Genomic DNA, 25,261 nt, shown 5'->3' on the forward strand with positions numbered 1-25,261 from the left:
CCTCGTCTCTGTCGAGGATTCACTGGGGCTGCCTCTCACGGGTCGGGATCGGGAAGGCGGAGGTCGTGCGGGCGCTGACGGCGGTGCGGCAGAAGGGGCAGCCGGAGTCGGCCACCAGACGGCCGCAGAGGCGGCACGAGACGGTGGCAGCCGAGCCCAGCGCACCGCGCACGACTGAGGGCAGGTCGGGCAGGAGCGTGAGCTCGGCCCAGTACCGGCTCCCCCAGGGCGAGCCCTGGGCGGGGACGACGACCGGGGCCAGCGGCCCCTCGACAGCCAGGTGCAGGCGCCCGGTGGAGGCGGAGGCGCTCCAGGCGGCGACGCCGGCCCCGGAGGTCGACCACGTCATGGTCGGGGTGGTGGTGACGGTGCCCGCGGTCAGGTCCGCCTCGAAGGAGCCTCCGACGAGGCTGCGCACGTGCTGCCACAGGCTGGGCCTGGGGCTGGTGATCCGGGCGACGGAGGACAGGGCCACGCGGGTGCGGCACGCGGCGATCAACGCGTCGGCCAGGGCCTGGGCGAGGCCGTACTGCCGGGGTGCGAGTGCGGCCAGGCCGTGCACCGCGAGAGCCCTCTGGGTCGTGGTGCCGCCCAGGCGCACGAGTGCGACGTTCTGCGAAGCCGTGACCTGGTCGGCGATCCGAGCGGGACGGTCGGCGTCGTCGTCGGTGACGACGAGCACGGCGTCCTCGCTCAGGACGTCGAGGGCACGGGCCACTGCGGCGGCGGGGTCCGGGCCCTGGGGGACGAGGACGCCGGGCGGCGGCGGGTCCGTGCAGGGTGTTGCGGCAACAAGGATCACAGAGACTCCAGGGACTCCTCTGATGGGTGACGGGGCGTGCGGTCCGGCAGGGAGGCGGACCTCACACCTCGCGGGCACCGTCAGGGCGGCGCCTCGGCAAGGACCGTACACAGCGTTCGGACCCGGCGACACGGATCGGACTCCCCATGGCTGCGGCGCACCGCGCCACCTGTGACGGCCCGCGCGGGCAGGGCCCACGCGCCGAGGACGCTACGGGGCGCACCGGCGGCCCGGAAGGGGCCGGCGCCCCACGTGCCGCCCCATGACAGGTCCCTCCGCCGGCCCCGGACGGGAGCACAGCACGGGGCGCGGGCCCCTTCTGCGCTCACCGACGGGTCCGTAACGTCGGCTCGCGTCCGGTCTCCGGCCTTGTCCCATCGCACCGTAGGGGGAACCGTGTCCCACACCTCTCAGGCGGGTTCCCGCCGTCGGCACCTCGAGTCCGGTGCCGGGGCGGCGGAGTACGCGGCCATCATCGTCGTCGTCATGGCGGTGGCGGCCGCCGTCGTGCTCGCCGTCAGCGGCGTCAACGTCGGCCGGGCGGTCACCTGCGCGGTCTCATCGGTCTTCGGCGACGGCTCCGGTTGCGCCTCGGCGGATGACGGCCTGCGCGTCGACCCGGCGGACAACGTCGTCCAGGATGAGTCGCAGACGAGCACGGGCGGCGGCTCGGTCGGCACGGACAACCCCGTCTTCAACGTCTCCGCCGGGTTCGACGACCAGGGGAAGACGACCTACGCCCAGAACGAGGACGGCTCCGGGCAGTACCGGGTCTCCGACTCCAAGCAGGGCTTCGTCAAGGGCTCGGTCGGCAAGGACGACCTTAAGGTCGGCAGTGTCGACGTCTCCCTCGAGGCCTCCGCCTCCGGCGCCCTCACGATCACCGACACCACCGTCTACGACTGCGCTGACCCGGCCTCGTGCACCCAGTTCGGTAAGGACAACGCCGAGGAGTTCGACAACCGCACCCGCCAGGGCGTGAGCCAGATCATGGGCGGCGGGGACACGGAGGTCGACGGCACCGCGAGCTCCTACGAGCACACGACCTCCGGCTCGATCGAGCTGAGCGTCAAGGCGGGTGCCGAGGTCGACGTCGACGACAGCGAGATCTCCGCCTCCGCCGAGGGCGCCGCCTCGATGACCTTCGAGCACACGACGACCTACGCGGCCGACGACAACGGCGACAAGGGCGACAAGACGGGCGAGGAGGTCTCGACGCAGTACGAGCTCAACGGATCCGTCGGGGCGGCGGCGGAGGTCGTCGAGAAGGAGGTCAACGGTCTCGAGGTCGAGGCGCACGCCGGTGTCACGCTCTCCGGTGGCATCGGCGAGGAGGTCACCTACAAGGAGGACGCCGACGGCAACCTCACCGAGCTGACCTTCCAGACGACGAGCAACTGGTCCAGCGGGTCCACCCTGTCGGTCGGAGTCGAGGGTGAGGACGACAACGGCGATGACACCTCGCCCTTCACCGGTGCCGGCGAGACCCAGGTCGGCTACCAGTACGAGACGACCGTGACGGTCGACGTCACCCAGCTCAGCGACACCGACCGCAAGGTGGTCGAGGGCTACGTCTACTCCATGTCCTCCAAGAGCCCGGTCCTTCCCAAGGCGGCGCTCAACCCCTCCGTCCCCGCGGACAGCGACGACGCCCTCGGCACCATCATCCACGAGCACGCCCAGGTGACGACGTCGAAGTACGAGGTCGCCAGCGCCAGCGCGGAGAACGAGTACGACTTCGTCATCGCCAAGTACCGCTCCTCGCAGGAGTACGAGCACCGTAGGCTCGTCTCGCAGCAGTACCTGCAGGCACCGGACGGCTCCGGGCGGCGCTCCTACGCGAGCACCGGTGCCGTCGACTGACGCCCACAGGTAGCGGCCCGCCGGCGCCGGCGGGCCGCCCGATCCGACCACCGAGAGAGGACTGAGGTTCTGATATGGCTCACTCCCACGCTGTGCTGTCACGCCGCCGCGCCGCCGCCCTGGCCGCCGCCGCGCCCGTCCTCGCCCTGGCCGCCGCCTGCGGCGACGACACCCCCTCCCCCACCGGGACGGCCTCCGGGCAGGCCGTCCAGGAGGCGAGCGCCGGCACGTCGAGCGCCGTCACCCCGGACCTCGACGCCGAGCGCGAGGACCCGCAGCTGGTGCCCTCCCCAGCGCCTACCGACGGGGAGACCTTCGAGGCCGCCGCCGACGTCCACCTGACAGTGCCCTCTGCCCTGACGCACACCACCACCAAGGACGGCCAGACTCGCTGGCTCTACTACGTCTCGGACGAGGACTGCGGGATGCTGGACGTCGTCGCCGCCCCCTTCTTCTGGGGCACCGCCGCGGAGGAGGCGGACGACCAGTGGCAGGCGTACGTCGACGACACTGACTCGGCGTCGGCGCTCGTGCAGGTCGAGTGGCCCGGTGCCGCGGACGCCTGGAGCTGGACCTGGGAGCAGGTGGCGGACCGCGCGGTCTTCGACGGCTCCCTGTCCGGCGTCGTCAACGTCTCGGGCGTCTCTGTCATCCTCACCACCGAGGGCGGCCAGGACCTGCGCGTGACCGCTTACGCGCCCGCCGGCGCGCTGGAGGGCTCCGCGGCCGTGGCTGCGATGCAGTCCCTCGTCCTCGGCTGAGCCCGGGGCCGCACGTGCGCCGCACGGCGGCTCGCACCGCCCCACGGCAGCCCGCCGTGCGGCGCCGGCAGGTCAGGTCACCGGCACCCCGGTGAGGCGCCACGGGACCGACAGCAGCAGGCTCCCGGAGCGCGTGACCCTCTCGACCTCGATGCTCAGCCGCCCCAGCCCCTCGGGCCCGGTGACCTCCAGGGGCCGGTCCGCGCCTCCGACGGCGCCGGCCGCCTCGGGCAGGGTGTGCTCGCCGTCGTTGCGCACGAGCGCGTCCCCGGTGCCCCGGGAGGGGGCGATGGCCACCTCGACCCGACGGTTGAGGGCGGACTCGGCGTCGGCGGTGAGCTCGGCGGAGTCGACGTCGAAGGTGACGTCGCCGGCGAGGTCGACGACGGTGGTCTCCTCGTCGGTGACAGCCGCGCTGGCGCCGTCGGTGGACTCGATGTGGCGCTCGAGCGCCACCGGGGAGGCCAGGCGCTGGTCCGGGACAGCGGTCCGGGCGACGGAGGGCAGGTCGAGGGCGGGGGCGGAGGGGTCGTCGGCGTCGACGACGGGCACCTCCACCAGGCCGGTGCCGGGCAGGAGGACGATGACGCTGGCGGTGTCGACGGGCCCGAAGGTCGCCACGAGGTCCTGCTCGTCACCGGGGGCCAGTGTCTCGAAGCGGGACTGGGTGCTCGTGGTGGTCCACACGCGCAGACCCGTGGTGTCCACCAGGCGCAGGGGCTTGTAGGAGCCGAGGGTCTCGATGAGCCCGCCGAGGAGGACCTGGCCGGGCGCGAGCTTCTCGGCGACGTCGGCCTCCCGGGAGCGGGTGACGTGCAGGGGCAGGACGGAGCCCTCGGCGCCGGCGACCTCGACGCGCACGAGGGGGCCGAGGTCGACCGTGACCTCCTCCGTGCCGCGGGGCATGAGGGCGGTGGCGACGGCGTCGCCGAGGGTGGAGCCAGCCTCCTCGGGCTCGGAGGCCGGCACCGGGACCGGGGCGCCGCAGGCGCCCAGGGCGAGGGCCGCCGCGCCCAGCGGCATGCTGAGCACGACGCGGCGGCCGAGGGCGGGGCTCATCGTGACCTCCTGCGTGTCTGTGGCGTGTGTGTGGCGTGTCATGGCGCGCCACTGCGTGCCGGGCGGCCGCCCGGGCCCCTCGACAGTAGCGACAGAGGTCCTCCGACGGCGATGGGCAGGGCTGCCCCAGCGCCGGCTCTCAGTCCTTCTCGACGATGAGGAGGAGCGCGTCGGTGCGGTACCCGTCGGGTATCTCGGTCAGCATGACGGGGAGGAAGTCGCGTCCACCGCCGGCGCGCGGGGAGGCCGGCAGGACCGCCACGAGGGTGCCGTTGAGGTGCCAGGAGGCGGTGCCGTCGGACAGGCTCAGGGCGCGCACCTGCGGTGCGTCGAAGACCTCCGACGCACCCGTCTGGACGAGCAGGGCGCCGTCGCCTCCCACGAGGCCGAGCGGGGTGAGCAGGCACCCCTCCGTCTGGGCGGGCAGGTCGAGGGCGCGGCCGTCGACGGCGAGGGTGCAGGAGGCGGTGTCGGCCACGGCAGTGACCGTCCGCTCAGCACCGCGCACGGTGACGGCGCCCGGCTCGGTGGGGGCGGAGGACAGCAGGTCGAGCAGGTCCGTCGCGCTGAGGTCGCCGGAGGCCGTCCACCCCGTGCGCTCCAGGGCGGTGCTCACCTCGCCGGCGAGGCTGCCGTCGGCCTCGTGGACGGTCCAGGTGCCGGTCTCGTGCGTGTAGAAGGTGCCGGGGCCGACGTCGGTGCCGACGCCTCCGGGCAGGGGCTCGTCCCAGTCCGGCTCGGCCGCCAGGGGGCGTGAGAGCAGGACGGTGCCGGTGGCGGCGTCGAGGACGACGACCTCCTCCTTGTCCCCCTCCCAGGCGGTGACGAAGCCGTTCTCCACGCGCCCGCCCTCGTAGGAGCCGTAGGCGCGCCAGCGCTCCGTGCCCGAGGCGCCCAGGCCGACGAGGGCGCCGCGGTAGCCGCCGTCGACGACGACGGCCGTGGTCTCGGTGGCGCCGAGCACGCGGCGCTTCTCGGGGCCGGGGACGGGGAGCCGGGAGCCGTCGAGGGCGATGAGGCTGTCACCGCCGCCGTCGCGCCGCTCGCACAGCAGGTGCTCGGCGTCCCAGAAGGTGGCGGCGGAGCACGTGCCCTGCCACACGGGGGCCTCGTCGCTGCGGGAGAGGTCGTGCAGGCGCCAGGTGCCCGCACCGTGCTCGGTGGCCAGCGCGGTGCCGCCGGGGCCGACGAGGAGGTCGTCGACGTCGGCGAGGGCCTGGATCTGGGAGGGTCGTCCGGGTACGGGCAGGGCGGTGAGCCCGGTGCCGGTGGGCGGGCGGTGGGTCCACCACCAGGTGCCCGCGGCGAGGGCGAGGACGATGGCGAGGGCCGGCAGGACCAGGAGCCGGCGGCGTCTGGGCGGCGGCGGGGTGAGGCCGTAGGCGGGGGCCGGCACGGCCGGCCTGTCCGGGGCCGCGAGACGGCCGGGGACTGTCGGGGCAGCCGCCTCACGGAGGGTGGGCCCGGTCCCAGCGGCCCCCATGAGGCCGTAGACGGGTCCCGCGTCCCGGGTGCGGGAGGCTCCCCCGGCCGACGGGGAGGACGGGAGGACGGGCCCAGCAAGCGCAGTGGGCCCCGTGCCCCACTCGTGGGGGCGGGCCGTGGGCGTCGAGGGCGGCGGCGCCTGCAGGGCAGCGGCGGCCGGGAGCCCGGTCAGGGTCGTCGTCATGACCTCCAGCGCCTGGGCGACCGCCGCGGCGGTGGGCCGAGCCGCCGGGTCCTTGGCGAGCATCGCCGTCAGCAGCGCCCACAGGGGCTCCGGCAGGCCGTCGGGGCGGCCGGGGTCGCGGCGCGCGTGCTGGGCGAGGACCTGGCCGGGCGAGCCGGTGAAGGGAGGCACCCCGCAGGACATCTCGTACAGGACGACACCGAGGGAGTAGATGTCCGCCGCCGGGGTCGGCGGGTGCGGGTCCAGGACCTCGGGGGCCATGTACAGGGGCGTGCCGACGGCGGCCGTCGTGTGGGAGGAGCCGACGGTCTGCGTCAGGCGGGCGACGCCGAAGTCCGCCAGGCGCGGGGTGAAGCGGGCGTCGATACCGACCACCTGGGTGGCGCCCGCCGGCGCCGTCTCCCGGCCACCAGGGGCCGCGCCGCCCGGCCCCCATTCGATGAGGACGTTGGCCGGCTTGACGTCCCGGTGGACGATGCCGGCGACGTGCACGGCCTCGAGCCCGCGGGCGAGGAGCGCGCCCACCCGGGCGGTGTCCGCGGGCATGAGCGGACCGGTGGTCCTCAGCAGCGCGCGCAGGTCGCCGCCGCCGACGTAGGTCATGACGATAGCGAAGGTGGCACCCTCCACCACCATGTCCTGCACGCCGACGACGTAGGGCGAGCTCACCCGCATAAGGGTCGCGCGCTCCTTGAGGAAGCGGTCGAGGACCTGCTCGTCGTCGGCGAGGTCCGTGCGCAGGAGCTTGACGGCCAGGGGCTCGCCGGGAGCGCTCACGCGGTGCGCGCACCAGACCTCCCCCTGGGCGCCGGAGCCGATGCGTGAGTCCAGGACGTAGGCGCTGCCCAGCCGCCGAGCGTCCGCATGGGGTGACTCACTCATAGGGATCCTTCGGGTCGACGTCGCCGCCGCAAGGCTACCGGCCTCGTCGCCGTCGGGAGTCCTGCGGGGACGGACCCAGCCCACCTTCGGGACCGCCCAGCGGCCCGCGGTCGGCAACGACGACGCCGGCCGCCCCACGCAGGGGACGGCCGGCGTCAACGGTCTCAGCGGCGTGCGCGTCAGGCCTTGGTGATGTCGAGCGGGATGCCCGGGCCCATGGTCGTCGTCATCGTCGCCTTGAGGACGTAGCGGCCCTTCGAGGTGGAGGGCTTGAGGCGCAGGACCTCGTCCAGGGCGGCCTGGAAGTTCTCCACCAGCTGCTCCTCGGTGAAGGAGGACTTGCCGATGACGAAGTTGAGGTTGGCGGCACGGTCCACGCGGAACTCGATGCGGCCGCCCTTGATGTCGGTGACGGCCTTGGCCACGTCCATCGTCACGGTGCCGGTCTTCGGGTTGGGCATGAGGCCACGGGGACCGAGCACGCGGCCCAGGCGGCCGACCTTGCCCATGAGGTCCGGGGTGGCGACGGCGGCGTCGAAGTCGGTCCAGCCGCCGGCGACCTTCTCGATGAGCTCGTCGCCGCCGACCTCGTCGGCGCCCGCGGCGAGGGCCTGCTCGGCCCTCTCGCCCTGGGCGAAGACGATAACGCGGGCGGTCTTACCGGTACCGTGCGGCAGGGACACGGTGCCACGCACCATCTGGTCGGCCTTGCGGGGGTCGACGCCCAGTCGCAGGACGACGTCCACGGTGGAGTCGAACTTCGTGATGGACGTCGCCTTGGCGAGCTTGACGGCCTCGGCCGGGGTGTAGAGGATCCCGGACTGGATCTTCTCAGCGGCGGCGCGGTAGGCCTTGCTGCGCTTGGTCATCTGCTTCTCCTTGCAGTCGTGGTGTGCGGGCCGCGCATGGCCCTTCCACGGTGGTTGTGGTGGGGGTGGTCGCGCCTCAGGCGACCGTGATGCCCATCGAGCGGGCGGTGCCGGCGATGATGGCGGCGGCAGCGTCGATGTCGTTGGCGTTGAGGTCGGCCATCTTGGTGGAGGCGATCTCCTTGACCTGGTCCATCGTCAGCGTGCCGACCTTGGCGGAGTGGGGCGTGGCGGAGCCCTTGGAGACGCCCGCGGCCTTCTTGATGAGCTCGGCGGCCGGCGGGGTCTTGGTCACGAAGGTGAAGGAGCGGTCCTCGTAGACCGTGATCTCCACCGGGATGACGTTGCCGCGCTGCGACTCGGTCGCGGCGTTGTACGCCTTGCAGAACTCCATGATGTTGACGCCGTGCTGACCGAGCGCGGGGCCGATCGGCGGGGCGGGGTTGGCCTGGCCGGCCTGGATCTGGAGCTTGATGAGCCCAGAGACCTTCTTCTTGGGAGCCATGTAGGGGGTCCTTCTCGTCCGGAGCACTGCACGCCTGCCGTGCAGTGGTGCCCGCGCCTGGAGGGGCGCGCACGCACGAGGACTGATCCTAGCCCCTGGCGAGGGGCCTGACCGTGTCCGGTGTGCGGTATCACAGGCCCGGGGCCTGTGACGCGCGGCGCCCGGTGCCCGCCCCGGGTGGGGCGGGCACCGGGCGCCGCGAGGTCGGGGGAGCCTCAGATCTTGGCGATCTGGGCGAAGGAGAGCTCGGCCGGGGTGTCGCGGCCGAAGATCGAGATGAGGACCTGGACCTTCTGGGTCTCGGGGTGGATCTCCGAGATGGTCGCGGGCAGCGACTCGAAGGGGCCGTCGGTGACGATGACGGACTCGCCGACGCTGAAGGCGACCTCGTAGACGGTGCCGCCCTCGACGACCTGGGTGAGAGCGCCCTCGTCCGGGTTCTCGTTGGCGCTGGCGGCCTGCTTGGCGGCGATCTCCTCGGGCGTGGGGCCGAGCTGGGAGACGGCCTCGTCGAAGGTCAGCGGGACCGGGTTGTAGCGGTCGCCGACGAAGCCGGTGACGGCCGGGGTGTCCTTGATGGTGCGCCAGACGCGGTCGGAGGTCTCCGGGTCGTCCAGGTCCATGCGGACGAAGACGTAGCCGGGGATGCGCACACGGGACACCTCCTTCTTCTTGCCGGCGTTCTTGACCTCGATGACCGTCTCCATGGGCACGACGGCGTCGAAGACGTAGTCCTCGACCTCGAAGTTCTCCGCGCGGGCCATGACGTCGGCGGCGACGCGGCGCTCGTAGCCGGAGTAGGTGTGCAGGACGTACCACTCGCCGGGCAGCGAGGACATGTGCCTGCGGAACTCCTCGGCCGGGTCGGGGGCCGGCTCGGCCTGGGGCTCCTCGACGGCGGCGGGGGCCTCGTCCTGGACCTCGACGTCCTCGACGACGGCGGTGGCCGCCTCGGCCTGGGCGGCCTCGACGGTCTCCTCGGGGAGGGTCTCCTCGGACACGGTTACCTGCTTTCCTCTGTGCGGGGGCGTGCGGTGCGGGTCAGGCGAACAGCCACATGACGAGCCGGTCGAAGACCAGGTCGAGCACGCCGGTGAAGGCCATGATGGCGACGATGAAGACGACGACGACGGTGAAGTAGGTCCACAGCTCCTTCGACGTCGGCCAGACGACCTTGCGGAGCTCGTCGGCGACCTCGCGCAGGAAGCGGGGGACGCGGCCGAGGAGGCTGGTCCTCTTGGCCTGCTTGCCCTTGGCGACGGCGTTACCTTCGCTCATGCGTGTGATTCCTCGGGGGTCGTCGGTCTCGGTCAGCGCCCGGTGTGCGGGCGAGAGGACGGAGCCGACGGGATCTCCCGACAGATCCGCCGTTCTCAGCAGGGCAGGCGGGACTCGAACCCACAACCGCCGGTTTTGGAGACCGGTGCGCTACCAATTGCGCCACTGCCCTTCAGCGGTGTCTCATCCTGCCACACGCACCGCGGATCGGGAAATCTCCCCACCGTGGGCTGCACCACGTCCACCTTCCGAGGTACCATCGGGTCATCTGACGTCTGACGCACTGAGTCGTACCCTCGCGTGCCGTCACACCGCGCCGTCTCCGCGACCCGGAGCCGTCTCAGAGCCGTCTCGATGAGGAGAGCCATGCCCGCCACCCCCTATGCCGTCCTCGGTGCCTACGCCTCCCTGCCGGCCACCCGCGAGGAGACGGAGGAGTACTACCGCCTCCTGGCCGCCCTGCCCGGTGTGCGCGGCCTCGAGCTGCCCTTCCGCGACGACCTCGGCGACCTGCCCTGGCTCGCCACCCAGCTCGCCCCCGCCTGGGACCGCAACGTCGTCACCGCCATCCCGGGCACCATGGGACGGGTCTGGGCCACCGGCACCTTCGGCCTGGCCTCCACCGACGCCGAGGGGCGCGCCGCCGCCCTCTCCTTCACCCGGCAGGTGCGCGACGGCGTCGAGGCGCTGCGCGAGGCCGCCGGCCGCGATGTCGTCGCCGGCGTCGAGCTGCACTCGGCCCCCTCCGGCGCCCCGGGCACCGCCCACGACGCCCGCGCCTTCGGCGAGTCCCTCGTCGAGCTGGCCGACTGGGACTGGGGCGGTGCCGCCCTGCTCGTCGAGCACTGCGACGCCTTCGTCTCCCCCGACCGCGGCGAGAAGCGCATGCTCACCATCGAGGCCGAGCTCGAGGTCGTCACCGCCCTGCACCGCCCCGACGTGCGCATGACGATCAACTGGGGGCGCAGCGCCCTCGAGGGCCACGACGGCGCCCTCGCCCTGGAGCACGTGCGCCTGGCCCGCGCTGCCGGTGTCCTGGAGGGCGTGACCTTCTCCGGCGCCGGCCCCGTGGACACCCGCTACGCCAAGGCCTGGATGGACGGCCACCTGCCGCTGGACACCGACGAGCCGGGCTCGGTCATGAGCGCCGAGGACGTGCGCGACTGCGCCCTGGCGGCCCTGTCCCCCGAGGAGTCGACCGCCCCCGCGGCCCGCTACCTCGGCGCCAAGTGCCAGGTCCCCACCGAGGCCGGCCTCGAGCAGCGCGCCGCCGTGCTGCGCCGCATCCTCGACGCCACCGGCGTCGACTTCTGACCCCCGCCGCCCCCGGGCGGCGGGAAGAGACCGTCGGGTGGGGCCCTCCCTGTGAAGGGCCCCACCCGACGGCTGCGGGGCCGCGCACCGCGGGGCCGCGTCCCACGCGGGCCCGTCCTGGTGATCGGGACGTGTCGGGCACGTTGCCGGGGCGCGTGCGAGCATGGGCGCCGTGAGTACTGCACCCAGGTCCCGTGTCTCCGCACGCCTGTCCGCCATCGCCCCCTCCGCCACGCTCGTCGTCGACGCCAAGGCCAAGGCCCTCAAGGCTGCCGGCCACCCCGTCATCGGCTTCGGTGCCGGCGAGCCCGACTTCGCCACCCCGGACTACATCGTCGAGGCCGCCGTCGCGGCCGCGAAGGACCCCGCCAACCACAAGTACACCCCCGCCAAGGGCATGCCCGCCCTGCGCGAGGCCGTCGCCGCCAAGACGCTGCGCGACTCCGGCTACGAGGTCTGCCCCGACGACGTCGTCATCACCAACGGCGGCAAGCAGGCCGTCTACGAGGCCTTCGCCGCCATCGTCGACCTGGGCGACGAGGTCATCCTGCCCGCCCCCTACTGGGTCACCTACCCCGAGTGCATCCGGCTCGCCGGCGGCACCCCCATCGAGGTCTTCGCCGGCGCCGACCAGGGCTACAAGGTCACCGTCGCCCAGCTCGAGGCCGCCCGCACCGAGCGCACCAAGGCCGTGCTCGTGTGCTCGCCCTCCAACCCGACCGGCGCCGTCTACACGCCCGCCGAGCTCACCGCCATCGGCCAGTGGGCCCTCGAGCACGGCGTGTGGGTCATCACCGACGAGATCTACGAGCACCTGCTCTACGACGGCGCCCAGGCCGCCCACATCGTCGCCCTGGTCCCCGAGCTGGCCGACCAGGCCATCGTCCTCAACGGCGTCGCCAAGACCTACGCGATGACCGGCTGGCGCGTGGGCTGGATGATCAGCCCCTCCGACGTCACCAAGGCCGCCACCAACCTCCAGTCGCACCTGAGCTCGAACGTCGCCAACGTCTCCCAGGTCGCCGCGCTGACAGCCCTCAGCGGTGACCTGTCCGCCGTCCACGACATGCGCGAGGCCTTCGACCGGCGCCGTCTGCTCATGGTGGACATGCTGCGCGGCATCGATGGGCTCGTCGTGCCCGTGCCGCAGGGCGCCTTCTACGCCTACCCGAGCGTCGAGGGACTGCTGGGACGGACCCTGCGCGGCACGGTCATCGACTCCTCCATGACCCTGGCGAACCTCGCCCTCGAGCACGCCGAGGTCGCCGTCGTGCCCGGTGAGGCCTTCGGCCGCTCCGGCTACCTGCGCCTGTCCTACGCCACCAGCGACGCCAACATCGCTGAGGGTGTCGGCCGCCTCCAGCAGCTCCTCGCCGAGGCCGTCTGAGGCTCCCGTCCCGACGGCTCCCGTCCCGACCGCGAACGGCCGGCCACCCACCCGGGTGGCCGGCCGTCGTCGTCGGGCTCAGTCCGTCAGGGCCCCCACCGGGTCCTCCTCCTCACCGGCCGGCACGGAGCTGAACTCGTCGCCCGGGCGGCGCAGGTCCGGGTCCTGCTCGAGGTAGGCCCTCGTCTCGCGGGCGATGAGCCCGGACAGGAGCACCAGGCCCAGGAGGTTCGGGACCGCCATGAGGCCGTTGGCGATGTCCGCGATGGTCCACACCACCCCCAGGCTCGTGACCGTGCCCAGGAAGACGAGCACGACGAAGACCAGCCGGAAGGGCAGGATCGCGTGGACCCCCGCCAGGCGCACGGCGCAGCGCTCGCCGTAGTAGGCCCAGCCGAGGATCGTCGAGGCGCCCAGGAACACCATGGCCACCGACACGATGTAGTGGCCCCAGTCGCCGGGCAGGCCCGTGGTGAAGGCCTCGGCCGTCATCGTCGCCGGGTTCGTGCCCGTCCAGGTGCCGGTGGTGAGGATGACCAGGCCCGTGCAGGAGACGACGACCATCGTGTCGATGAAGGTCTGGGTCATGGAGACCAGGCCCTGGCGGGCGGGGTGGTGGGTCCTGGCCGAGGCTGCGGCGATGGCGGCCGAGCCCATGCCGGACTCGTTGGAGAAGATGCCGCGGGCGGCGCCGTACTGCAGCGCCAGCATCATCGTGGAGCCGAGGAAGCCGCCGGTGGCGCCGTGGCCGGTGAAGGCGCTGGAGACGATGAGCCACAGCGCCTCGGGCACGGCGCTGAGGTTCGCGCCGATGATCCACAGGCAGCCGCCGACGTAGAAGACGATCATGAGGGGCACGAAGGCCGAGGTGACCCTGCCGATGGACTCGATGCCTCCCAGCAGGACGGCGCCGACGGCGACGGCCAGGAGGATGCCGACCAGCGGCGGGTCCGCCCGGAAGGAGTTCGACAGCTGCTCGGAGATCGAGTTGGACTGCACCATCGTGCCGATGCCCAGGCAGGCGCCCAGCGTCGCGACGGCGAAGAAGACGGACAGGCCGGTGCCCAGCCGTCCGGGCAGGGCCTTCTTGAGGTAGTACTGCGGGCCGCCGGACTGGTGGCCGGAGGCGTCGGTCTCGCGGAAGCGCACGGCGAGGAAGGCCTCGGCGTACTTCGAGGCCATGCCGAAGAAGGCGGTGAGCCACATCCAGAACAGGGCGCCGGGGCCGCCGAGGTGGACGGCGGTGGCCACGCCCACGATGTTGCCGGTGCCGACCGTGGCCGCGAGCGCCGTCGTCAGCGCCTGGTAGTGGGAGATGTCGCCCTCGGCCGTGTCGCGCTCGGAGTCCTCGCGGTCGAGGAAGGCGAAGCGCAGGGCGGGCAGGAGCTTGCTGACCTGGACCAGGCGCAGGCGCCAGGTGAGCAGGACGCCGGTGCCCAGCAGCATCCAGATGAGGAGCCAGGGGCCCCACAGGACGTTGTCGAAGGCGGTGAGCGCCTCGGCGAGGGAGGTGGCGCGCGCGGTGAGGCCGGTCGCGGGGGCGGTGGCAGCCAGGTCGGTAGCGGCCAGGGCGGGCGTGAGGGAGGTGGAGAGCATGGGAAGGGCCTTGTCGTCCCGGGGTGGGTCGGCCACAGGATGGCAAAGGCCCGCCCGCCGGCCCGGCCCATCTCACCTACAGGGACGCGGGGCTGCGCACGACGGCGGAGGGCGGGGTCCCGGCGGCACCCGCCCGGGCGGGTGCGCGGCCGCCTCCGGCCGCCGGTGGGTGCCGACGGCGGCCGGGGTCAGTGGGCCCCGCGTCGGGCCTGGATCTCACGCGCCTGGGCGAGCCACAGCTCGGCCCTCGCCAGGCGGCCCTCGGCGTCCGGGCGCCACGGGCCGCCGTCGTCCCGTCGCGCGCCGGCCACGAGCGAGAGCACGACGCCCGCGCAGCGCGCGCGCAGCGCCACCGGGTCCACCTGGGCCTCGGCCAGCTGGGTCCAGGTCTCCAGGACGGGACGCAGGTGCGGGTAGGAGGCGGGGGCGAGGTGGTCGAGGACGCTCACGTGCCCGAGCAGGCAGGCCAGGTCGTCCACCCGGTGGCCGGGGCCCAGGGAGTCGACGTCGAGCAGCGAGGTGACGCCCTCGCCCTCCATGAGGACGTTGGCCTCGTAGAAGTCGCCGTGCACCGGCACGACGGGCCCGGGGTCGGAGACGGCCATGAGCTGCTCGACGCCCTCGGCCACCGCCCGGGCACGGGTGGCGTGCTCGGGCAGGACGGTGGCGGCGGCGTGGGCGTAGTGCCGGGCGCGCTCGGACCAGGCCGGGTGCCGCTCCAGGGCCAGGGCGGACTGGGGCAGGGAGTCGAGCAGGGCCGTGAGCGAGGACAGCACCCTCTGGGCCTGGGCGGTGTCCATCCCGCGTGAGAGCAGGCCCGACAGGGCCACGCCCTGGCCGGCGGACAGCAGGACGAGGCCGTCGGGGTCGTCGCGCAGGACCTCGGGCGCGGGCACCCCCGCGGCCCGCAGCATGCGGTGGCGCTGGGCGAAGGAGCCGGAGACGGCCGGCCGCAGGACCTTGGCGTAGGAGGTGGAGCCGTCGCGGTAGGTCACGCGCACGACGGCCCGGCGGGTGGGGCGGTAGGCGACCATCGTCGCCCTCACCGGTGAGCCGAGGCGGCGCGACAGGAGGGAGGGGGTGCAGGCGACCGTGAGGGCGGGCAGCTCGGGGTCGGCGGGGTGGCGCCACACGTGCACGGCCGGACCGTCGCCGCCGGTGGGGGCGACGCGGTTGACGCCGGGGGCCTGCGGGTTGGTCAGCCGGGCCGTCGTCGCGCACAGGTACTCGGTGCCGCGGCTGCCGTCCGGGGAGGCGACGACGGCGGTGTAGCCGACGCTCACACCCGCGCCGGGGCGGTGGTGGACGGAGTGGACCTCCCAGGAGAGCAGCTGCTGGTGCGCCGGGGCCAGGGCCGCGGCGAGCACGGAGGCGGCGCGGGGGCCGGTGAGGAGGGCGACCTCCTCCGGCTCCTGGCGGGCGTTGCTCATGGGCACAGTCTGCCTCACGCCCCGGTGCGGGCGTCACCCCGGGGCCGGGCGGCGGGAGGCCGGGGACCGGGGCACCGGGCTGTGGTCCCGGCGCGGCCCGCCGGCGTGGGACAATCCGCCCATGCGTGACCTCGCCTCCCTGCCGAAGGCGCACCTGCACCTGCACTTCACGGGCTCCATGCGCCTGGACACGCTGGTCGACCTCGCCCAGGCCTCGCGCACGCGCCTGCCGGCCTCCTTCATCGACGGCGACCCCCTGCGCGTGCCGGCGGACCACCGCGGCTGGTTCCGCTTCCAGCGCGCCTACGACACGGCCCGTCACCTGGTCACCAGTGAGGAGGTCATGCGGCGCATCGTGCTCGAGGCGGCCCTGGACGACGCCGCCGAGGGCTCGCGGCGCCTGGAGATCCAGGTGGACCCGACCTCCTACGCGCCCTTCGTCGGCGGCATCACCCCGGCGCTCGAGATCATCCTCGACGCGGCCCGGCAGGCCACCGTCCTCACCGGGGTGGAGGTCGCCGTCGTCGTCGCCGCCTCGCGCATCCGCCACCCGCTGGACGCCCGCACCCTGGCCCGGCTGGCGGTGCGCTACGCGGGCGACGAGCCGGGCAGCGTCGTCGGCTTCGGGCTGTCCAACGACGAGAGGGCGGGGGACACGGTCTCCTGGGGGCCGGCCTTCCGCATCGCGCGCCGGGCGGGCCTGGCCTCCCTGCCGCACGGCGGCGAGCTCCTGGGGCCCGAGCACGTGCGCGACGTCGTCAACGCGCTCGGCCCGACCCGCCTGGGGCACGGCGTGCGCACGAGCGAGGACCCGGCCCTGCTGGACGCCGTGGTCGCCGCGGGCATCAGCCTGGAGGTGTGCCCGGCGTCGAACGTGAGCCTGGGGGTGTACCACGAGCCCGGGGACGTGCCGCTGGTCGCGCTGCTCGAGCACGGCGCGCAGGTCGCGCTGGGCGCCGACGACCCGCTGCTGTTCCGCTCGCGCCTCACAGCGCAGTACGAGATCGCCCGGTCCCTGGGCCTGGGCGACGACGCCCTGGCGGAGCTGGCGCGCTCCTCGATCCGCGCCTCGCTGGCCTCAGCCTCCTCCAAGGCCCGGTGGCTGGGCGAGGTGGACGCCTGGCTGGCGCGGCCGGACCCGGCCACGAGTGAGAGGCCGGGCCCATGAGCCGCCCGACGCTCAAGGACATCGCCGAGGCGACGGGGTACTCGGTGTCCACCGTCTCGCGCGCGCTGGCGGACAGTGCCCAGATCAGCGAGCGGACACGTCACCGGATCCACGAGGTCTCGCGCCGGCTCGGTTACCAGGCCGACCCGATCGGGAGCCTGCTGAGGACCCCCCGGCCCCGTGTCATCGGCCTGCTGTGCGTCCTGGGCCAGGAGCTGCACGTCGTCTACAGGGACCACCTCCTGGCGGAGGCGGAGTCCCGCAACCTGCGCGTGGTCACCGAGAGCATCGGGCCGTTCCGCACCGCCGTCGACGCGGTCAGCAACCTTCGCCAGCTCCGGTGCCAGGCGCTCGTCGTCATCGACCCGGCCACAGCCGCGGGCGCGGACCCCGGGCTTCTCGACGGAGCCGTCGTCATCGGTCAGGAGCGCGGTATCCCCGGTGCCGACCTGGTCACCAGCGACAACACCCGGGGGATGGACCAGCTCGTCGCCCACCTCGCGAGCCTGGGGCACCGCCGGCTGGTGTACGTCGACTCCGTCCCCGGCGCCTCTGCGGCCGCGAGGCTCAGGTCCTTCACACGGGCAGCGGACCACGCCGGGATCTCCTACCGCGTCGTCGCGGGTGGTGCCGACATCGACGCGGGGCTGGCCGCCGTCGCGCCCCTGCTCGGTGAGGGGGGTCCGCTCAGCCCCGGAGCGGCCGACAGGCACACGGGGGTCGTCTGCTACAACGACCAGTGCGCCCAGGGCGCCATCATCGCCATCCTGCGTGCCGGCCTGCGACCGGGCACCGACATCTCCGTCGCCGGTGTCGACAACTCCCGGCTCGCGAGCTCGTCCGCCTTCGACCTGACGTCCATCGACCGCTGTCCCGGGCAGGTCGCCAGGCTGGCCGTGGACCTCGCCGAGGCCAGGATCGAGTCAGGCACGTCCTCCGGCCCGCTGCAGACCCTGACGGTCGACACCTCCCTGGTCGCCCGCTCCTCGACGGGACCAGCCCCGCAGTGAGGCGGTGGTCCGGTGCCGGGTCCGGGCTGACGCCGTCGCGCGTGAGGGTGTCAGCCCGGACCCGGTTGGCTGGGCCCGTGGCGGGCTACTGGGCGTCGATCATGAGCCGGCGCAGGAGCTCGTCGTGGATCCTCCCGGGCGCGGCGAGCACCGACCCCTTCCACCTCAGGTCGAGGGGCGTGCCGTCCAGGCGCGTGAACACGACTCCGAGCTCGCTGCAGATCAAGGAGGCCGCCGCGATGTCCCATGGTGAGACCCACATGTGGACGAAGGCACCGGCCCGGCCGGCGGCCACCTCGACGCACTCGAGCGCGGCGGACCCGTAGCGGCGGTGCCCGCGGGACTCCTCCAGGCACCGCGCCAGCCTGGGAAGCGCACGCATCTCCTTGAGGTCGGTGATGATGACGGCGTCCCGGTACCCCCGGTCGTCGAGAACCGGTGAGAGCTCCTCGCCGTCGCACCACGCCCCGCCCCCGCGCAGCGCCGTGTAGCAGCAGCAGGCCACGACATCCATCACGACTGCGAGCACGGGCGCGCCGTCCTCGCACAGTGCCAGGGAGATCGCGTAGTCCCGGTGCGTCTCGACGTAGTTCATCGTCCCGTCGATGGGGTCGAGGACCCAGACGCGTCCGTTCCAGGTATCGACGTCGTGCCCCTCCTCGCCGAGCAGCGGGTACCCGGTCCCTGAGAGGAGGCGGCCCGCGATGTGCTCCTCCACGCACCGGTCGACGGCGGTGACGAGATCGTTGCGGTTGCTCTTGGTGGAGACCTGGAGGTCCCCGCCCGCCTCCCGGGCGATGGCGGCGCCCTCCTCGACGACGCTGACGGCCAGCGCGAGAAGGTCCTCGAGCCCCGGCTCCGCTCCCGTGGCGCTGATGCTGCTGGCGGTCATGACCGTTCCTCTTCCTCTGCTTCCCCTGCGGCGGCGAAGGCGCGGTCGCCACGGATGACACGTTCCTCCAGGACGGCGACGACGACCAGGCAGACCAGGCCGACGAGGGCCGAGGCGATGAGGACCGTGAAGGTCGAGCCCCACCCGTGCAGCGTGTGCCCCAGCACCTGCACACCGTCCTTGGTCGGGTCGGCGATCCTGCCCAGCAGGACCTTAGCCATCGAGTCGCCGAAGACGTAGCCGAAGGCGCGTGGCACGGCGTTGACCACCACGGTGGCGGTCTTCGGCGCGAAACCGATGACGCAGATGCCGATCAGCGTGACGGGGCCGAAGATGAGGAAGCCGATGAGGAACAGGGAGACGTAGACGAGCGCCGGCGTCGTGGCCTGGGAGTACATCCAGATGGGGACGATGACCAGGGCGATGCCGATGGCGGCGGCCAGGGCCCGGCGTCCCCCCATCTTGTCCGACGCGTAGCCCCACAGGAGCGAGCCGCCCAGGCCCCCGAGCTCGAGGGCGATCGTGGAGTTGACCGCGACGTAGTCGGAGAACCCCAGCACGTCGTGGGTGTACAGGACGTTCCAGTTGTCGATGCCGATCCGCACGCAGTAGGCCGCGACGTTCGCGATGCACAGGAACCACACGGCGGGGTTCTTGACGACGTAGTCCATGAGGATGCGTCCCTTGGGGACGTCCTCGGTGACGACGTCGGCCTTGGACTGGGGCTCGTCGAAGATCTCCTCCGGCGTGCTCCACCTGAGCTCGCACGGGTCGTCCTTGCCGAAGAAGTACCCCCACACACCGATCGGGATGGCAACGGCGGCCGGCACGATGAACATGCCGATGACCGAGCCGTGGAACATCGTGTTGGCGCCCCACAGGGCCAGCGCGCCGGCGATCATGGCACCGAGGTTGTGGGAGGAGTTCCACCAGCCGATGAAGCGCCCGCGCAGGCGTCTGGGGGTCCACCGGTTCATCGTGGAGTTGCAGCAGGGGCCTCCGGGCGCCTGCATCAGCCCGTTGAGGGACCACAGCAGGATCATCCACCCGTAGGGGCTGTGCGAGAGCGCGAGGACCACGCCAATGAGGATGGAGGCGACCCCGGAGGCGATGAGGAGGGCGGAGACCACCTTCTTCGTGTTCCGCCCGTCGATGAAGAGCCCGAGGACGAGGCCGCCGAATCCGTAGGTCAGGGAGAATCCGAATCCGATGGCACCGAGCTGGGTCGTGGTGAGCCCCACCTGGTCGACGAGGAAGGGCTGCGCCGACTTGAAGTTGGTGCGCAGGAGGTAGAAGCCCCCGTAGCCGACGATGAGGACCGAGTAGGTCTTGAGGAACTCCCAGATCCAGCGCTTGCGCTGCACCTCGAGCGGTATCCGTCCCAGTGGTTTGGCGCCGATCCCGAACAGCGCCCTGTTGTTGGTCATGATCCACCTCGTTGTGGTTCAGAACGACGTGCCGGTGCCCGAGCTCGGCTCAGACCCCGACGACGATGGCAGGGCACACGTTACACAATCGTTTGCATAGAACGCAAACGATTGCACACAACTGTCGCAGGGCCCCTGAGGGAGGTCTTCCGCGAGCGCACCAGGACGCCCCCTCCGCCCAGGTCACGGCCCACGCGAGCACCCCGGACGGGACACTCAGACGCGCCGGCGCCGCTGTCGCACCCGTGCGCACGCGCACCTGCCCCCAGGGGAAAACAGCAGCGCACGACGCGCCCGGCCACCGGGCCGACCTGGTCACCAGCCCCCAGCTGGTCACCAGCCGACGTGGACCGGCTCGGGCACGAGCGTGACGCCGAAGGCCGCCTCGACCCCGGCGACGACCTCGTCGCGCAGGGCCGCGAGGTCGGCGGCCGTGGCCGGGCCCCTGTTGGTCAGGGCCAGGACGTGCTTGGTCGACAGCGAGGCCGGCGCCGCGTCACCTGCTCCTGCCGGCGCGTAGCCCTTGGGGAAGCCGGCGTGGTCGATGAGCCAGGCGGCGGAGGTCTTGACCAGGCCCTCGACGACGGGCGCCTGGCGGGTGGCGACCTTGCGGGAGTGGTCCGTCACCGGGTAGCGGGGCGCGTCCTGGGGCAGGGCGGCCGCCTGCTGGGTGGTGAGGACCGGGTTGGTGAAGAAGGAGCCGGCGGACCAGGTGTCGTGGTCGGCGGCGTCGAGGACCATGCCCTTGGAGGCGCGCAGCGCGAGGACGGCCTCGCGCACCGCCCGGGCGTCCACCCGGTCCCCATCGCCTACGCCCAGGGCGCCGGCGAGCTGGGCGTAGGCGATGGGGGCGGACAGGGAGGCCTGGCGCACGTGGAAGGTGACGGACAGGACCACCCAGCGTCCGGTGGGACCCCAGGTGCGTCCTCCGCCGACGGCGGCGTCGGTGGCCGAGCGCTTGAGGGCGGAGTCGCGGTAGGTCAGGTGCAGGTCGCTCAGCGGCAGGTGGACGCGCCGCCGGCGCAGGCGGTCCCAGGCGCGCACGGAGCCCAGCAGCTCGGCAACCTCGGTGCCGTAGGCGCCGACGTTCTGCACGGGGACGGCGCCGACGGTGCCGGGGATGCCGGACAGGGGGGCGAAGCCTCCCCAGTCGGAGGCGATGGCCTGGCGCACGAGGTCGTCCCAGGTGGTGCCCGCGGTGGCGGTGACCTCGACGCCCCCGCAGGAGGAATCGGAGACGAGGGTGACCTCCTGGCGGGCGTCGCGCAGGACGAGGCCGTCGAAGCCGGCGTCGGAGGCGAGGATGTTGGAGCCCCCGCCGACGACGAGCAGCGCCGTGCCGGCGTCGTCGGCCTCGCGCACGGCCTCGATGATCTCGTCCTCGGTGGTGGCCTCGGCGTAGGAGCCGATGGGGCCGCCGACGCGCAGGGTGGTGAGCTCGGCCATCGTCGTCGGGGCGGGGGCCCCGAGGGGGTGGGCGAGGGCGCTGACGGCCTCGGGCCAGCGCCCGGGCTCGGCCGACAGGGGCAGCAGGCAGGCCTCGCCCTCGCCCCGGGGGGTGTCCGCGGGGGTCCTCGGTGAGGGGATGTCGTGGTGGCTCATGTCTGCTCCGCTCGGTTCTGGGCTGCGGGGCCAGGATAGGCGGCGCCCGGGCGGTCAGTCGCCCGTGGCGTCCCGCTGCTCCTCATCACTGGTGAGGACCGGCCAGCCCTCCTCCCAGGCCATGCGGCGCAGGCTGAGGGTGGGCAGGCCCCCGGCGTCGGCGTCGTAGTAGTGGTGGACGAGCCAGTCCCCGGCCACGGACTCGCCTCCGGGCCCGACGGCGCTGCCCGCGGTGCTCAGCAGGATGGTGCCGCCGCCCTGGGTGAGGGGGACGCCGTCGCGGTCGGCGTAGGGGCCGGTGACGGACTGCGAGCGGCCGACGGCGATCTCGTAGGTGGATCCCGTGCCCTGGCAGCAGGTGCCGAAGGACAGGAAGAGGTAGTAGGCGCCGTCGTGCCGGGCCAGGGCCGCGCCCTCGACGTCGTTGCGGTCGGTGCCGCGGTCGGCGAGCAGGACGGGCGGGGCCTGCGGGTCGAGCCTGAGCCCGTCCTCGCCGAGCTCGACGGCGAAGACCCCGCCCCAGAAGGAGCCGAAGGCCATCCAGGTGCGCCCCTCGGCGTCGGTGATCACGGAGGGGTCGATGGCGTTGTAGTCCTCGCCGTCGCCGGAGGTCAGGACGGGTCCGCGGTCCTGCCAGCCGCTGCTGGGGTCCGCGGGGTCGAAGGCGGTGTTGACCATGAGGCCGATGGCGGAGCGGGAGGAGCCGAAGGTGGAGGCGGAGTAGTACAGGCGGACCTCGTCGCCGACCCGGACGACGTCGGGTGCCCAGTAGCTGGTGAGCCCGGGCACGGTCTCGTGGGTCCAGCCGGGCTCGTCGGAGAAGGACCAGGCTCCCTGGCGCCGGCCCCAGGTGGTGCCGCCGTCCTCGCTCACGCGCACGAGGACGGCGCCGCCGGCGATGGCGGGGTCCCCGGTGGAGAAGACGGCCAGGGGGTTGCCGTCCTCGTCCAGGAGGAGGGCGGGGTCGTGGGCGATGAGGTCGCCGGCGAGCCCGGGGACGTGGGCGGCCGGTCCGGTGGCGCCGGCCCCGGTGTCCTGCCCCGGCCGGTGGCAGGAGGCCAGGGGTGTGAGGGCGGCTGTGGCCGCCAGGGCTGCTGTGATCCGTAGGAGGTTGCGTCGTCGCACCGTTGCTCCTCGTGTCGTGCCAGGTCGGGGCGGTCACCGGTGAACGCCCCGACGAAATACATCGTTATATTCGCCGTCAGGACAGTGGCGAACAGCCTGCACATCTTGACGTTCGGCGTCAAGAACCTCGCAGAATCAAATGAGATCGTCCTTCCTCGGTCACTGCGGGCCTGTTGACAGCGTGAGGTGCAGATGCCAATATCTTCATCGTTGTAAATCGACTGGGTCGATGTTGACCCACCCCGAACGGAGTCCTTCGATGATGAAGAACCAGATGCTCAGCCGTCGCTCCTTCAACGCCCTCGCACTGGCCGGCGGCGTCCTGGCAGGAGCCTCCGCCCTCACCGCCTGCGGCGGCGGCTCCTCCGGCGACGGCACCCCGGAGCTGACCTACATGTTCCGCGGCGGCACGGACGAGAAGGCCGCCTACCAGGTCGCCATCGACAACTTCGCCAAGGCCAACGGCTGCACCGTCAAGGTCATCACCACCGACGCCGACCAGTACTCCACCAAGCTGCAGGCCGCCATCACCGGCAACCAGGTCCCCGATGTCTTCTACCTCGAGCAGGGCTCGGTCATGTCCTTCGCCTCCAACGGCGTCGTCCTGGACATCACCGACATGCTCGGCGACGTCGACCTCGACAACATCTGGGCCTACGGCGTCGACTCCTACCGCTACGACGGCACCCAGGTCGGCCAGGGACGGGTCTACGGCCTGCCCAAGGACGTCGGCCCCTTCGCCTTCGGCTACAACAAGACCATGTTCGAGGCCGCCGGCATCGAGCTGCCCGACAAGGACACGCCCTACACCTGGGACGAGTTCGTCGACGTGTGCCAGCGCCTGACGCAGGACACCGACGGCGACGGCGAGCTCGACCAGTGGGGCACCGGCCTCAACGTCAACTGGTGCCTGCAGGCCTTCGTGTGGTCCAACGGCGGCGACTGGTGCAACGAGGAGCACACGACGGTCACCGTCGACACCCCCGAGTTCGCCGAGGCCCTGCAGTTCTTCGCCGACATGCAGAACGTCCACGCCATCACCCCCTCCATCGCCCAGGCCCAGACGATGGACACCTACCAGCGCTGGATGCGCGGCCAGATCGGCTTCTTCCCCGTCGGCCCCTGGGACGTGTCCACCTACCAGGAGCTCGACTTCGAGTGGGACCTCATCCCCTTCCCCGCGGGCAGGACCGGCAAGCCCTCGACCTACATCGGCTCCCTGGGCATCGCCGTGTCCGCCGGCACCAAGCACCCCGAGCTCGCCGCCAAGCTCGTCTCCTACCTCTGCGCCGACCCCGACTGCCAGAAGCAGCTCGTCGAGGCCGGCATCCAGATCCCCAACCTCATCGACTACGCCAAGAACGAGTACGCCTCCGACACCACCACGGCCCCGGCCAACAAGGAGGAGTTCCTCCAGATCGTCGAGACCGACGGGCGAGCCCTGCCCGGGGCCCGCACCTGGAGCCCGGAGTGGTACGACGAGTTCTTCACCAACATCCAGCCCGTGCTCGACGGCAAGAAGACCGCCGCGGACTACTGCGCCGAGGTCCAGCCCGCCATGCAGGCCAAGCTCGACGCCGCCGTCGAGGCCGCCAAGCAGGCGCAGGCCGGCGCCTGACCACCCGCCGTGGGGGCGCCGCCAGACGCGGCCGCCCCCACGCGCGAGACGGGAGCACCTCTTGTCCACCGCACAGCCCCAGGCCACGGGACCCGCACCCGCCGTCCCGCAGCGCCGCGCCTCCACCCTCCACCGCACCGAGCACCGCTGGGCCGCCGTCTTCGTGGCCGCACCGGTCATCGGCTTCCTGCTCTTCACCCTCTTCCCGCTCGGCTACTCGGCCTACGCCTCCTTCACGTCCTGGAACGGCCTGTCCGCTCCCCGCTTCGTGGGGCTGGACAACTTCGCCGCCATCGCCTCGGACCCCTACTTCCGCAAGACCCTGTTCAACACCTTCTTCTACATGCTCGGCATCCCGGTCGGCATCGTCCTGTCGCTGCTGCTCGCCATGGCGCTGAGCCGGAGGATGCGCGGGCGGACCTTCTTCCGCACCGTCTACTACATCCCCGTCATCTCCTCGCTGGCCGCCATCGCCATCCTGTGGCAGTGGGCCTACAACGGGGACTACGGCCTGGTGAACCAGGTGCTCGACATGGTCGGCATCCAGGGCCCGAACTGGCTGCAGAACACCGCGACCGTCAAGCCCGCCATCATCATCATGTCCGTGTGGAAGGGCCTGGGCTACTCGATGCTGCTGTACCTGGCGGCCATCCAGTCCGTGCCCCGCTCCCTGTACGAGGCCGCCGAGCTCGACGGGGCCGGCTCCGTGCGCTCCTTCTTCTCCATCACGCTGCCGATGGTGCGACCCGTGACCTTCTTCCTCATCGTCACCAACATCATCAACGGCTCGCAGATGTTCACGGAGATCAACATCATGACCCCCACCGGAGGACCCGAGTACTCCGCCGCGACCATCGTCTGGTACATCTGGCAGAAGGCCTTCAAGAACCTTCAGATGGGTTACGCCACCTCGATGGCCCTGGTCCTGGGCCTGCTGGTCCTCATCATCACGGCGATCCAGATGCGCATGAACGCGCGCAACGCCTTCAGCATCGAGTGAGACC

Annotated in this window: 21 protein-coding genes and 1 tRNA gene; 8 read left to right on the forward strand and 14 right to left on the reverse strand. The window is 72.5% G+C overall.

All coding sequences use genetic code 11. The features are described 5' to 3' along the window. Nucleotides 1-19: 19 nt before the first annotated feature. Nucleotides 20-802 (reverse strand): hypothetical protein, encoded by a 783-nt coding sequence (locus H6X67_RS02860; protein WP_249369585.1) that lies wholly within the window; start codon nt 800-802, stop codon nt 20-22. A 396-nt stretch (nt 803-1,198) separates the two neighbouring features. Here H6X67_RS02860 and H6X67_RS02865 point away from each other — a divergent pair, with 396 nt between their 5' ends. Together H6X67_RS02865 and H6X67_RS02870 are read left to right on the forward strand one after the other, a co-directional pair. Next, a complete protein-coding gene (locus tag H6X67_RS02865) occupies nt 1,199-2,665 on the forward strand; it encodes a hypothetical protein (RefSeq protein ID WP_249369583.1) in 1,467 nt (488 codons plus the stop codon). 74 nt (nt 2,666-2,739) lie between these two features. After that, nucleotides 2,740-3,426: a hypothetical protein gene (locus tag H6X67_RS02870; RefSeq protein ID WP_249369581.1), complete on the forward strand. Its 687-nt coding sequence runs from the start codon at nt 2,740-2,742 to the stop codon at nt 3,424-3,426. A gap of 72 nt (nt 3,427-3,498) precedes the next feature. Here the strand turns inward: H6X67_RS02870 and H6X67_RS02875 are convergent, their stop codons facing one another. The 7 genes from H6X67_RS02875 to H6X67_RS02905 form a co-directional block, all read right to left on the reverse strand. After that, nucleotides 3,499-4,485 carry an OmpA family protein gene (locus H6X67_RS02875; protein ID WP_249369579.1) on the reverse strand — a complete coding sequence of 329 codons (987 nt, stop codon included), beginning with the start codon at nt 4,483-4,485 and terminating at the stop codon, nt 3,499-3,501. A 139-nt stretch (nt 4,486-4,624) separates the two neighbouring features. Beyond that, nucleotides 4,625-7,036, reverse strand: a complete 2,412-nt coding sequence (locus H6X67_RS11765; RefSeq protein ID WP_283251297.1) for a serine/threonine-protein kinase — start codon at nt 7,034-7,036, stop codon at nt 4,625-4,627. A gap of 179 nt (nt 7,037-7,215) precedes the next feature. Continuing rightward, a complete protein-coding gene (rplA, locus tag H6X67_RS02885) occupies nt 7,216-7,905 on the reverse strand; it encodes a 50S ribosomal protein L1 (RefSeq protein ID WP_249368958.1) in 690 nt (229 codons plus the stop codon). Nucleotides 7,906-7,981: 76 nt separating this feature from the next. Continuing rightward, nucleotides 7,982-8,410, reverse strand: a complete 429-nt coding sequence (gene rplK, locus H6X67_RS02890; protein ID WP_249368959.1) for a 50S ribosomal protein L11 — start codon at nt 8,408-8,410, stop codon at nt 7,982-7,984. A gap of 215 nt (nt 8,411-8,625) precedes the next feature. After that, a complete protein-coding gene (gene nusG / locus H6X67_RS02895) occupies nt 8,626-9,411 on the reverse strand; it encodes a transcription termination/antitermination protein NusG (protein WP_249368960.1) in 786 nt (261 codons plus the stop codon). A 40-nt stretch (nt 9,412-9,451) separates the two neighbouring features. Then, the gene (gene secE / locus H6X67_RS02900) at nt 9,452-9,688 is read right to left on the reverse strand and encodes a preprotein translocase subunit SecE (RefSeq protein ID WP_249368961.1); all 237 of its coding nucleotides are present in this window, start codon (nt 9,686-9,688) and stop codon (nt 9,452-9,454) included. Between the two features lie 99 nt (nt 9,689-9,787). Next, nucleotides 9,788-9,860: transfer RNA gene (locus tag H6X67_RS02905), tRNA-Trp, on the reverse strand. Between the two features lie 194 nt (nt 9,861-10,054). Here H6X67_RS02905 and H6X67_RS02910 point away from each other — a divergent pair. Both H6X67_RS02910 and H6X67_RS02915 read left to right on the forward strand, forming a co-directional pair. Then, the gene (locus tag H6X67_RS02910; RefSeq protein ID WP_249368962.1) at nt 10,055-11,002 is read left to right on the forward strand and encodes a DUF4862 family protein; all 948 of its coding nucleotides are present in this window, start codon (nt 10,055-10,057) and stop codon (nt 11,000-11,002) included. Between the two features lie 163 nt (nt 11,003-11,165). Then, on the forward strand, nt 11,166-12,389 hold the full coding sequence (locus H6X67_RS02915) for a pyridoxal phosphate-dependent aminotransferase (protein ID WP_250649174.1): 1,224 nt from the start codon (nt 11,166-11,168) through the stop codon (nt 12,387-12,389). 78 nt (nt 12,390-12,467) lie between these two features. Here H6X67_RS02915 and H6X67_RS02920 read toward each other — a convergent pair whose 3' ends face one another. Next, a complete protein-coding gene (locus H6X67_RS02920; protein WP_249368964.1) occupies nt 12,468-13,985 on the reverse strand; it encodes an alanine/glycine:cation symporter family protein in 1,518 nt (505 codons plus the stop codon). A 188-nt stretch (nt 13,986-14,173) separates the two neighbouring features. Next, nucleotides 14,174-15,415 (reverse strand): phosphotransferase, encoded by a 1,242-nt coding sequence (locus H6X67_RS02925; protein ID WP_249368965.1) that lies wholly within the window; start codon nt 15,413-15,415, stop codon nt 14,174-14,176. Nucleotides 15,416-15,536: 121 nt separating this feature from the next. Between H6X67_RS02925 and H6X67_RS02930 the strand changes: the two genes are divergently transcribed. Further along, a complete protein-coding gene (locus tag H6X67_RS02930; protein ID WP_249368966.1) occupies nt 15,537-16,583 on the forward strand; it encodes an adenosine deaminase in 1,047 nt (348 codons plus the stop codon). Next, on the forward strand, nt 16,580-17,593 hold the full coding sequence (locus H6X67_RS02935; protein WP_249368967.1) for a LacI family DNA-binding transcriptional regulator: 1,014 nt from the start codon (nt 16,580-16,582) through the stop codon (nt 17,591-17,593). The genes H6X67_RS02930 and H6X67_RS02935 overlap by 4 nt, the downstream gene beginning before the upstream one ends. Before the next feature lie 85 nt (nt 17,594-17,678). Here H6X67_RS02935 and H6X67_RS02940 read toward each other — a convergent pair whose 3' ends face one another. From H6X67_RS02940 to H6X67_RS02955, 4 genes are all read right to left on the reverse strand, one after another. Beyond that, a complete protein-coding gene (locus H6X67_RS02940) occupies nt 17,679-18,485 on the reverse strand; it encodes an inositol monophosphatase family protein (RefSeq protein WP_249368968.1) in 807 nt (268 codons plus the stop codon). Then, nucleotides 18,482-19,912, reverse strand: a complete 1,431-nt coding sequence (gene uhpT, locus H6X67_RS02945) for a hexose-6-phosphate:phosphate antiporter UhpT (protein WP_249368969.1) — start codon at nt 19,910-19,912, stop codon at nt 18,482-18,484. Before uhpT ends, H6X67_RS02940 begins: the two co-directional genes overlap by 4 nt. A 333-nt stretch (nt 19,913-20,245) precedes the next feature. Further along, complete coding sequence (locus tag H6X67_RS02950; RefSeq protein WP_249376392.1) at nt 20,246-21,514, reverse strand: UDP-N-acetylmuramate dehydrogenase; 1,269 nt, start codon at nt 21,512-21,514, stop codon at nt 20,246-20,248. Between the two features lie 54 nt (nt 21,515-21,568). Continuing rightward, nucleotides 21,569-22,639 (reverse strand): arabinan endo-1,5-alpha-L-arabinosidase, encoded by a 1,071-nt coding sequence (locus H6X67_RS02955; RefSeq protein ID WP_249369508.1) that lies wholly within the window; start codon nt 22,637-22,639, stop codon nt 21,569-21,571. A gap of 259 nt (nt 22,640-22,898) precedes the next feature. Here H6X67_RS02955 and H6X67_RS02960 point away from each other — a divergent pair, with 259 nt between their 5' ends. Beyond that, a complete protein-coding gene (locus tag H6X67_RS02960; protein ID WP_249369506.1) occupies nt 22,899-24,257 on the forward strand; it encodes an ABC transporter substrate-binding protein in 1,359 nt (452 codons plus the stop codon). Between the two features lie 61 nt (nt 24,258-24,318). Beyond that, nucleotides 24,319-25,257 carry a carbohydrate ABC transporter permease gene (locus H6X67_RS02965; protein ID WP_249369504.1) on the forward strand — a complete coding sequence of 313 codons (939 nt, stop codon included), beginning with the start codon at nt 24,319-24,321 and terminating at the stop codon, nt 25,255-25,257. Nucleotides 25,258-25,261 lie beyond the last annotated feature (4 nt).

The organism is Actinomyces sp. AC-20-1 (genome assembly GCF_023369555.1).
Classification (GTDB): domain Bacteria; phylum Actinomycetota; class Actinomycetes; order Actinomycetales; family Actinomycetaceae; genus Actinomyces.

Bases quoted from the DNA above. Each gene is read 5' to 3' on its own strand.
- H6X67_RS02870 (WP_249369581.1), top strand. From the start codon at position 2,740: ATGGCTCACTCCCACGCTGTGCTGTCACGCCGCCGCGCCGCCGCCCTG.
- H6X67_RS02875 (WP_249369579.1), bottom strand. From the start codon at position 4,485: ATGAGCCCCGCCCTCGGCCGCCGCGTCGTGCTCAGCATGCCGCTGGGC.
- H6X67_RS11765 (WP_283251297.1), bottom strand. From the start codon at position 7,036: ATGAGTGAGTCACCCCATGCGGACGCTCGGCGGCTGGGCAGCGCCTAC.
- rplA (WP_249368958.1), bottom strand. From the start codon at position 7,905: ATGACCAAGCGCAGCAAGGCCTACCGCGCCGCCGCTGAGAAGATCCAG.
- rplK (WP_249368959.1), bottom strand. From the start codon at position 8,410: ATGGCTCCCAAGAAGAAGGTCTCTGGGCTCATCAAGCTCCAGATCCAG.
- secE (WP_249368961.1), bottom strand. From the start codon at position 9,688: ATGAGCGAAGGTAACGCCGTCGCCAAGGGCAAGCAGGCCAAGAGGACC.
- H6X67_RS02910 (WP_249368962.1), top strand. From the start codon at position 10,055: ATGCCCGCCACCCCCTATGCCGTCCTCGGTGCCTACGCCTCCCTGCCG.
- H6X67_RS02915 (WP_250649174.1), top strand. From the start codon at position 11,166: ATGGGCGCCGTGAGTACTGCACCCAGGTCCCGTGTCTCCGCACGCCTG.
- H6X67_RS02920 (WP_249368964.1), bottom strand. From the start codon at position 13,985: ATGCTCTCCACCTCCCTCACGCCCGCCCTGGCCGCTACCGACCTGGCT.
- H6X67_RS02925 (WP_249368965.1), bottom strand. From the start codon at position 15,415: ATGAGCAACGCCCGCCAGGAGCCGGAGGAGGTCGCCCTCCTCACCGGC.
- H6X67_RS02930 (WP_249368966.1), top strand. From the start codon at position 15,537: ATGCGTGACCTCGCCTCCCTGCCGAAGGCGCACCTGCACCTGCACTTC.
- H6X67_RS02935 (WP_249368967.1), top strand. From the start codon at position 16,580: ATGAGCCGCCCGACGCTCAAGGACATCGCCGAGGCGACGGGGTACTCG.
- H6X67_RS02940 (WP_249368968.1), bottom strand. From the start codon at position 18,485: ATGACCGCCAGCAGCATCAGCGCCACGGGAGCGGAGCCGGGGCTCGAG.
- uhpT (WP_249368969.1), bottom strand. From the start codon at position 19,912: ATGACCAACAACAGGGCGCTGTTCGGGATCGGCGCCAAACCACTGGGA.
- H6X67_RS02950 (WP_249376392.1), bottom strand. From the start codon at position 21,514: ATGAGCCACCACGACATCCCCTCACCGAGGACCCCCGCGGACACCCCC.
- H6X67_RS02960 (WP_249369506.1), top strand. From the start codon at position 22,899: ATGATGAAGAACCAGATGCTCAGCCGTCGCTCCTTCAACGCCCTCGCA.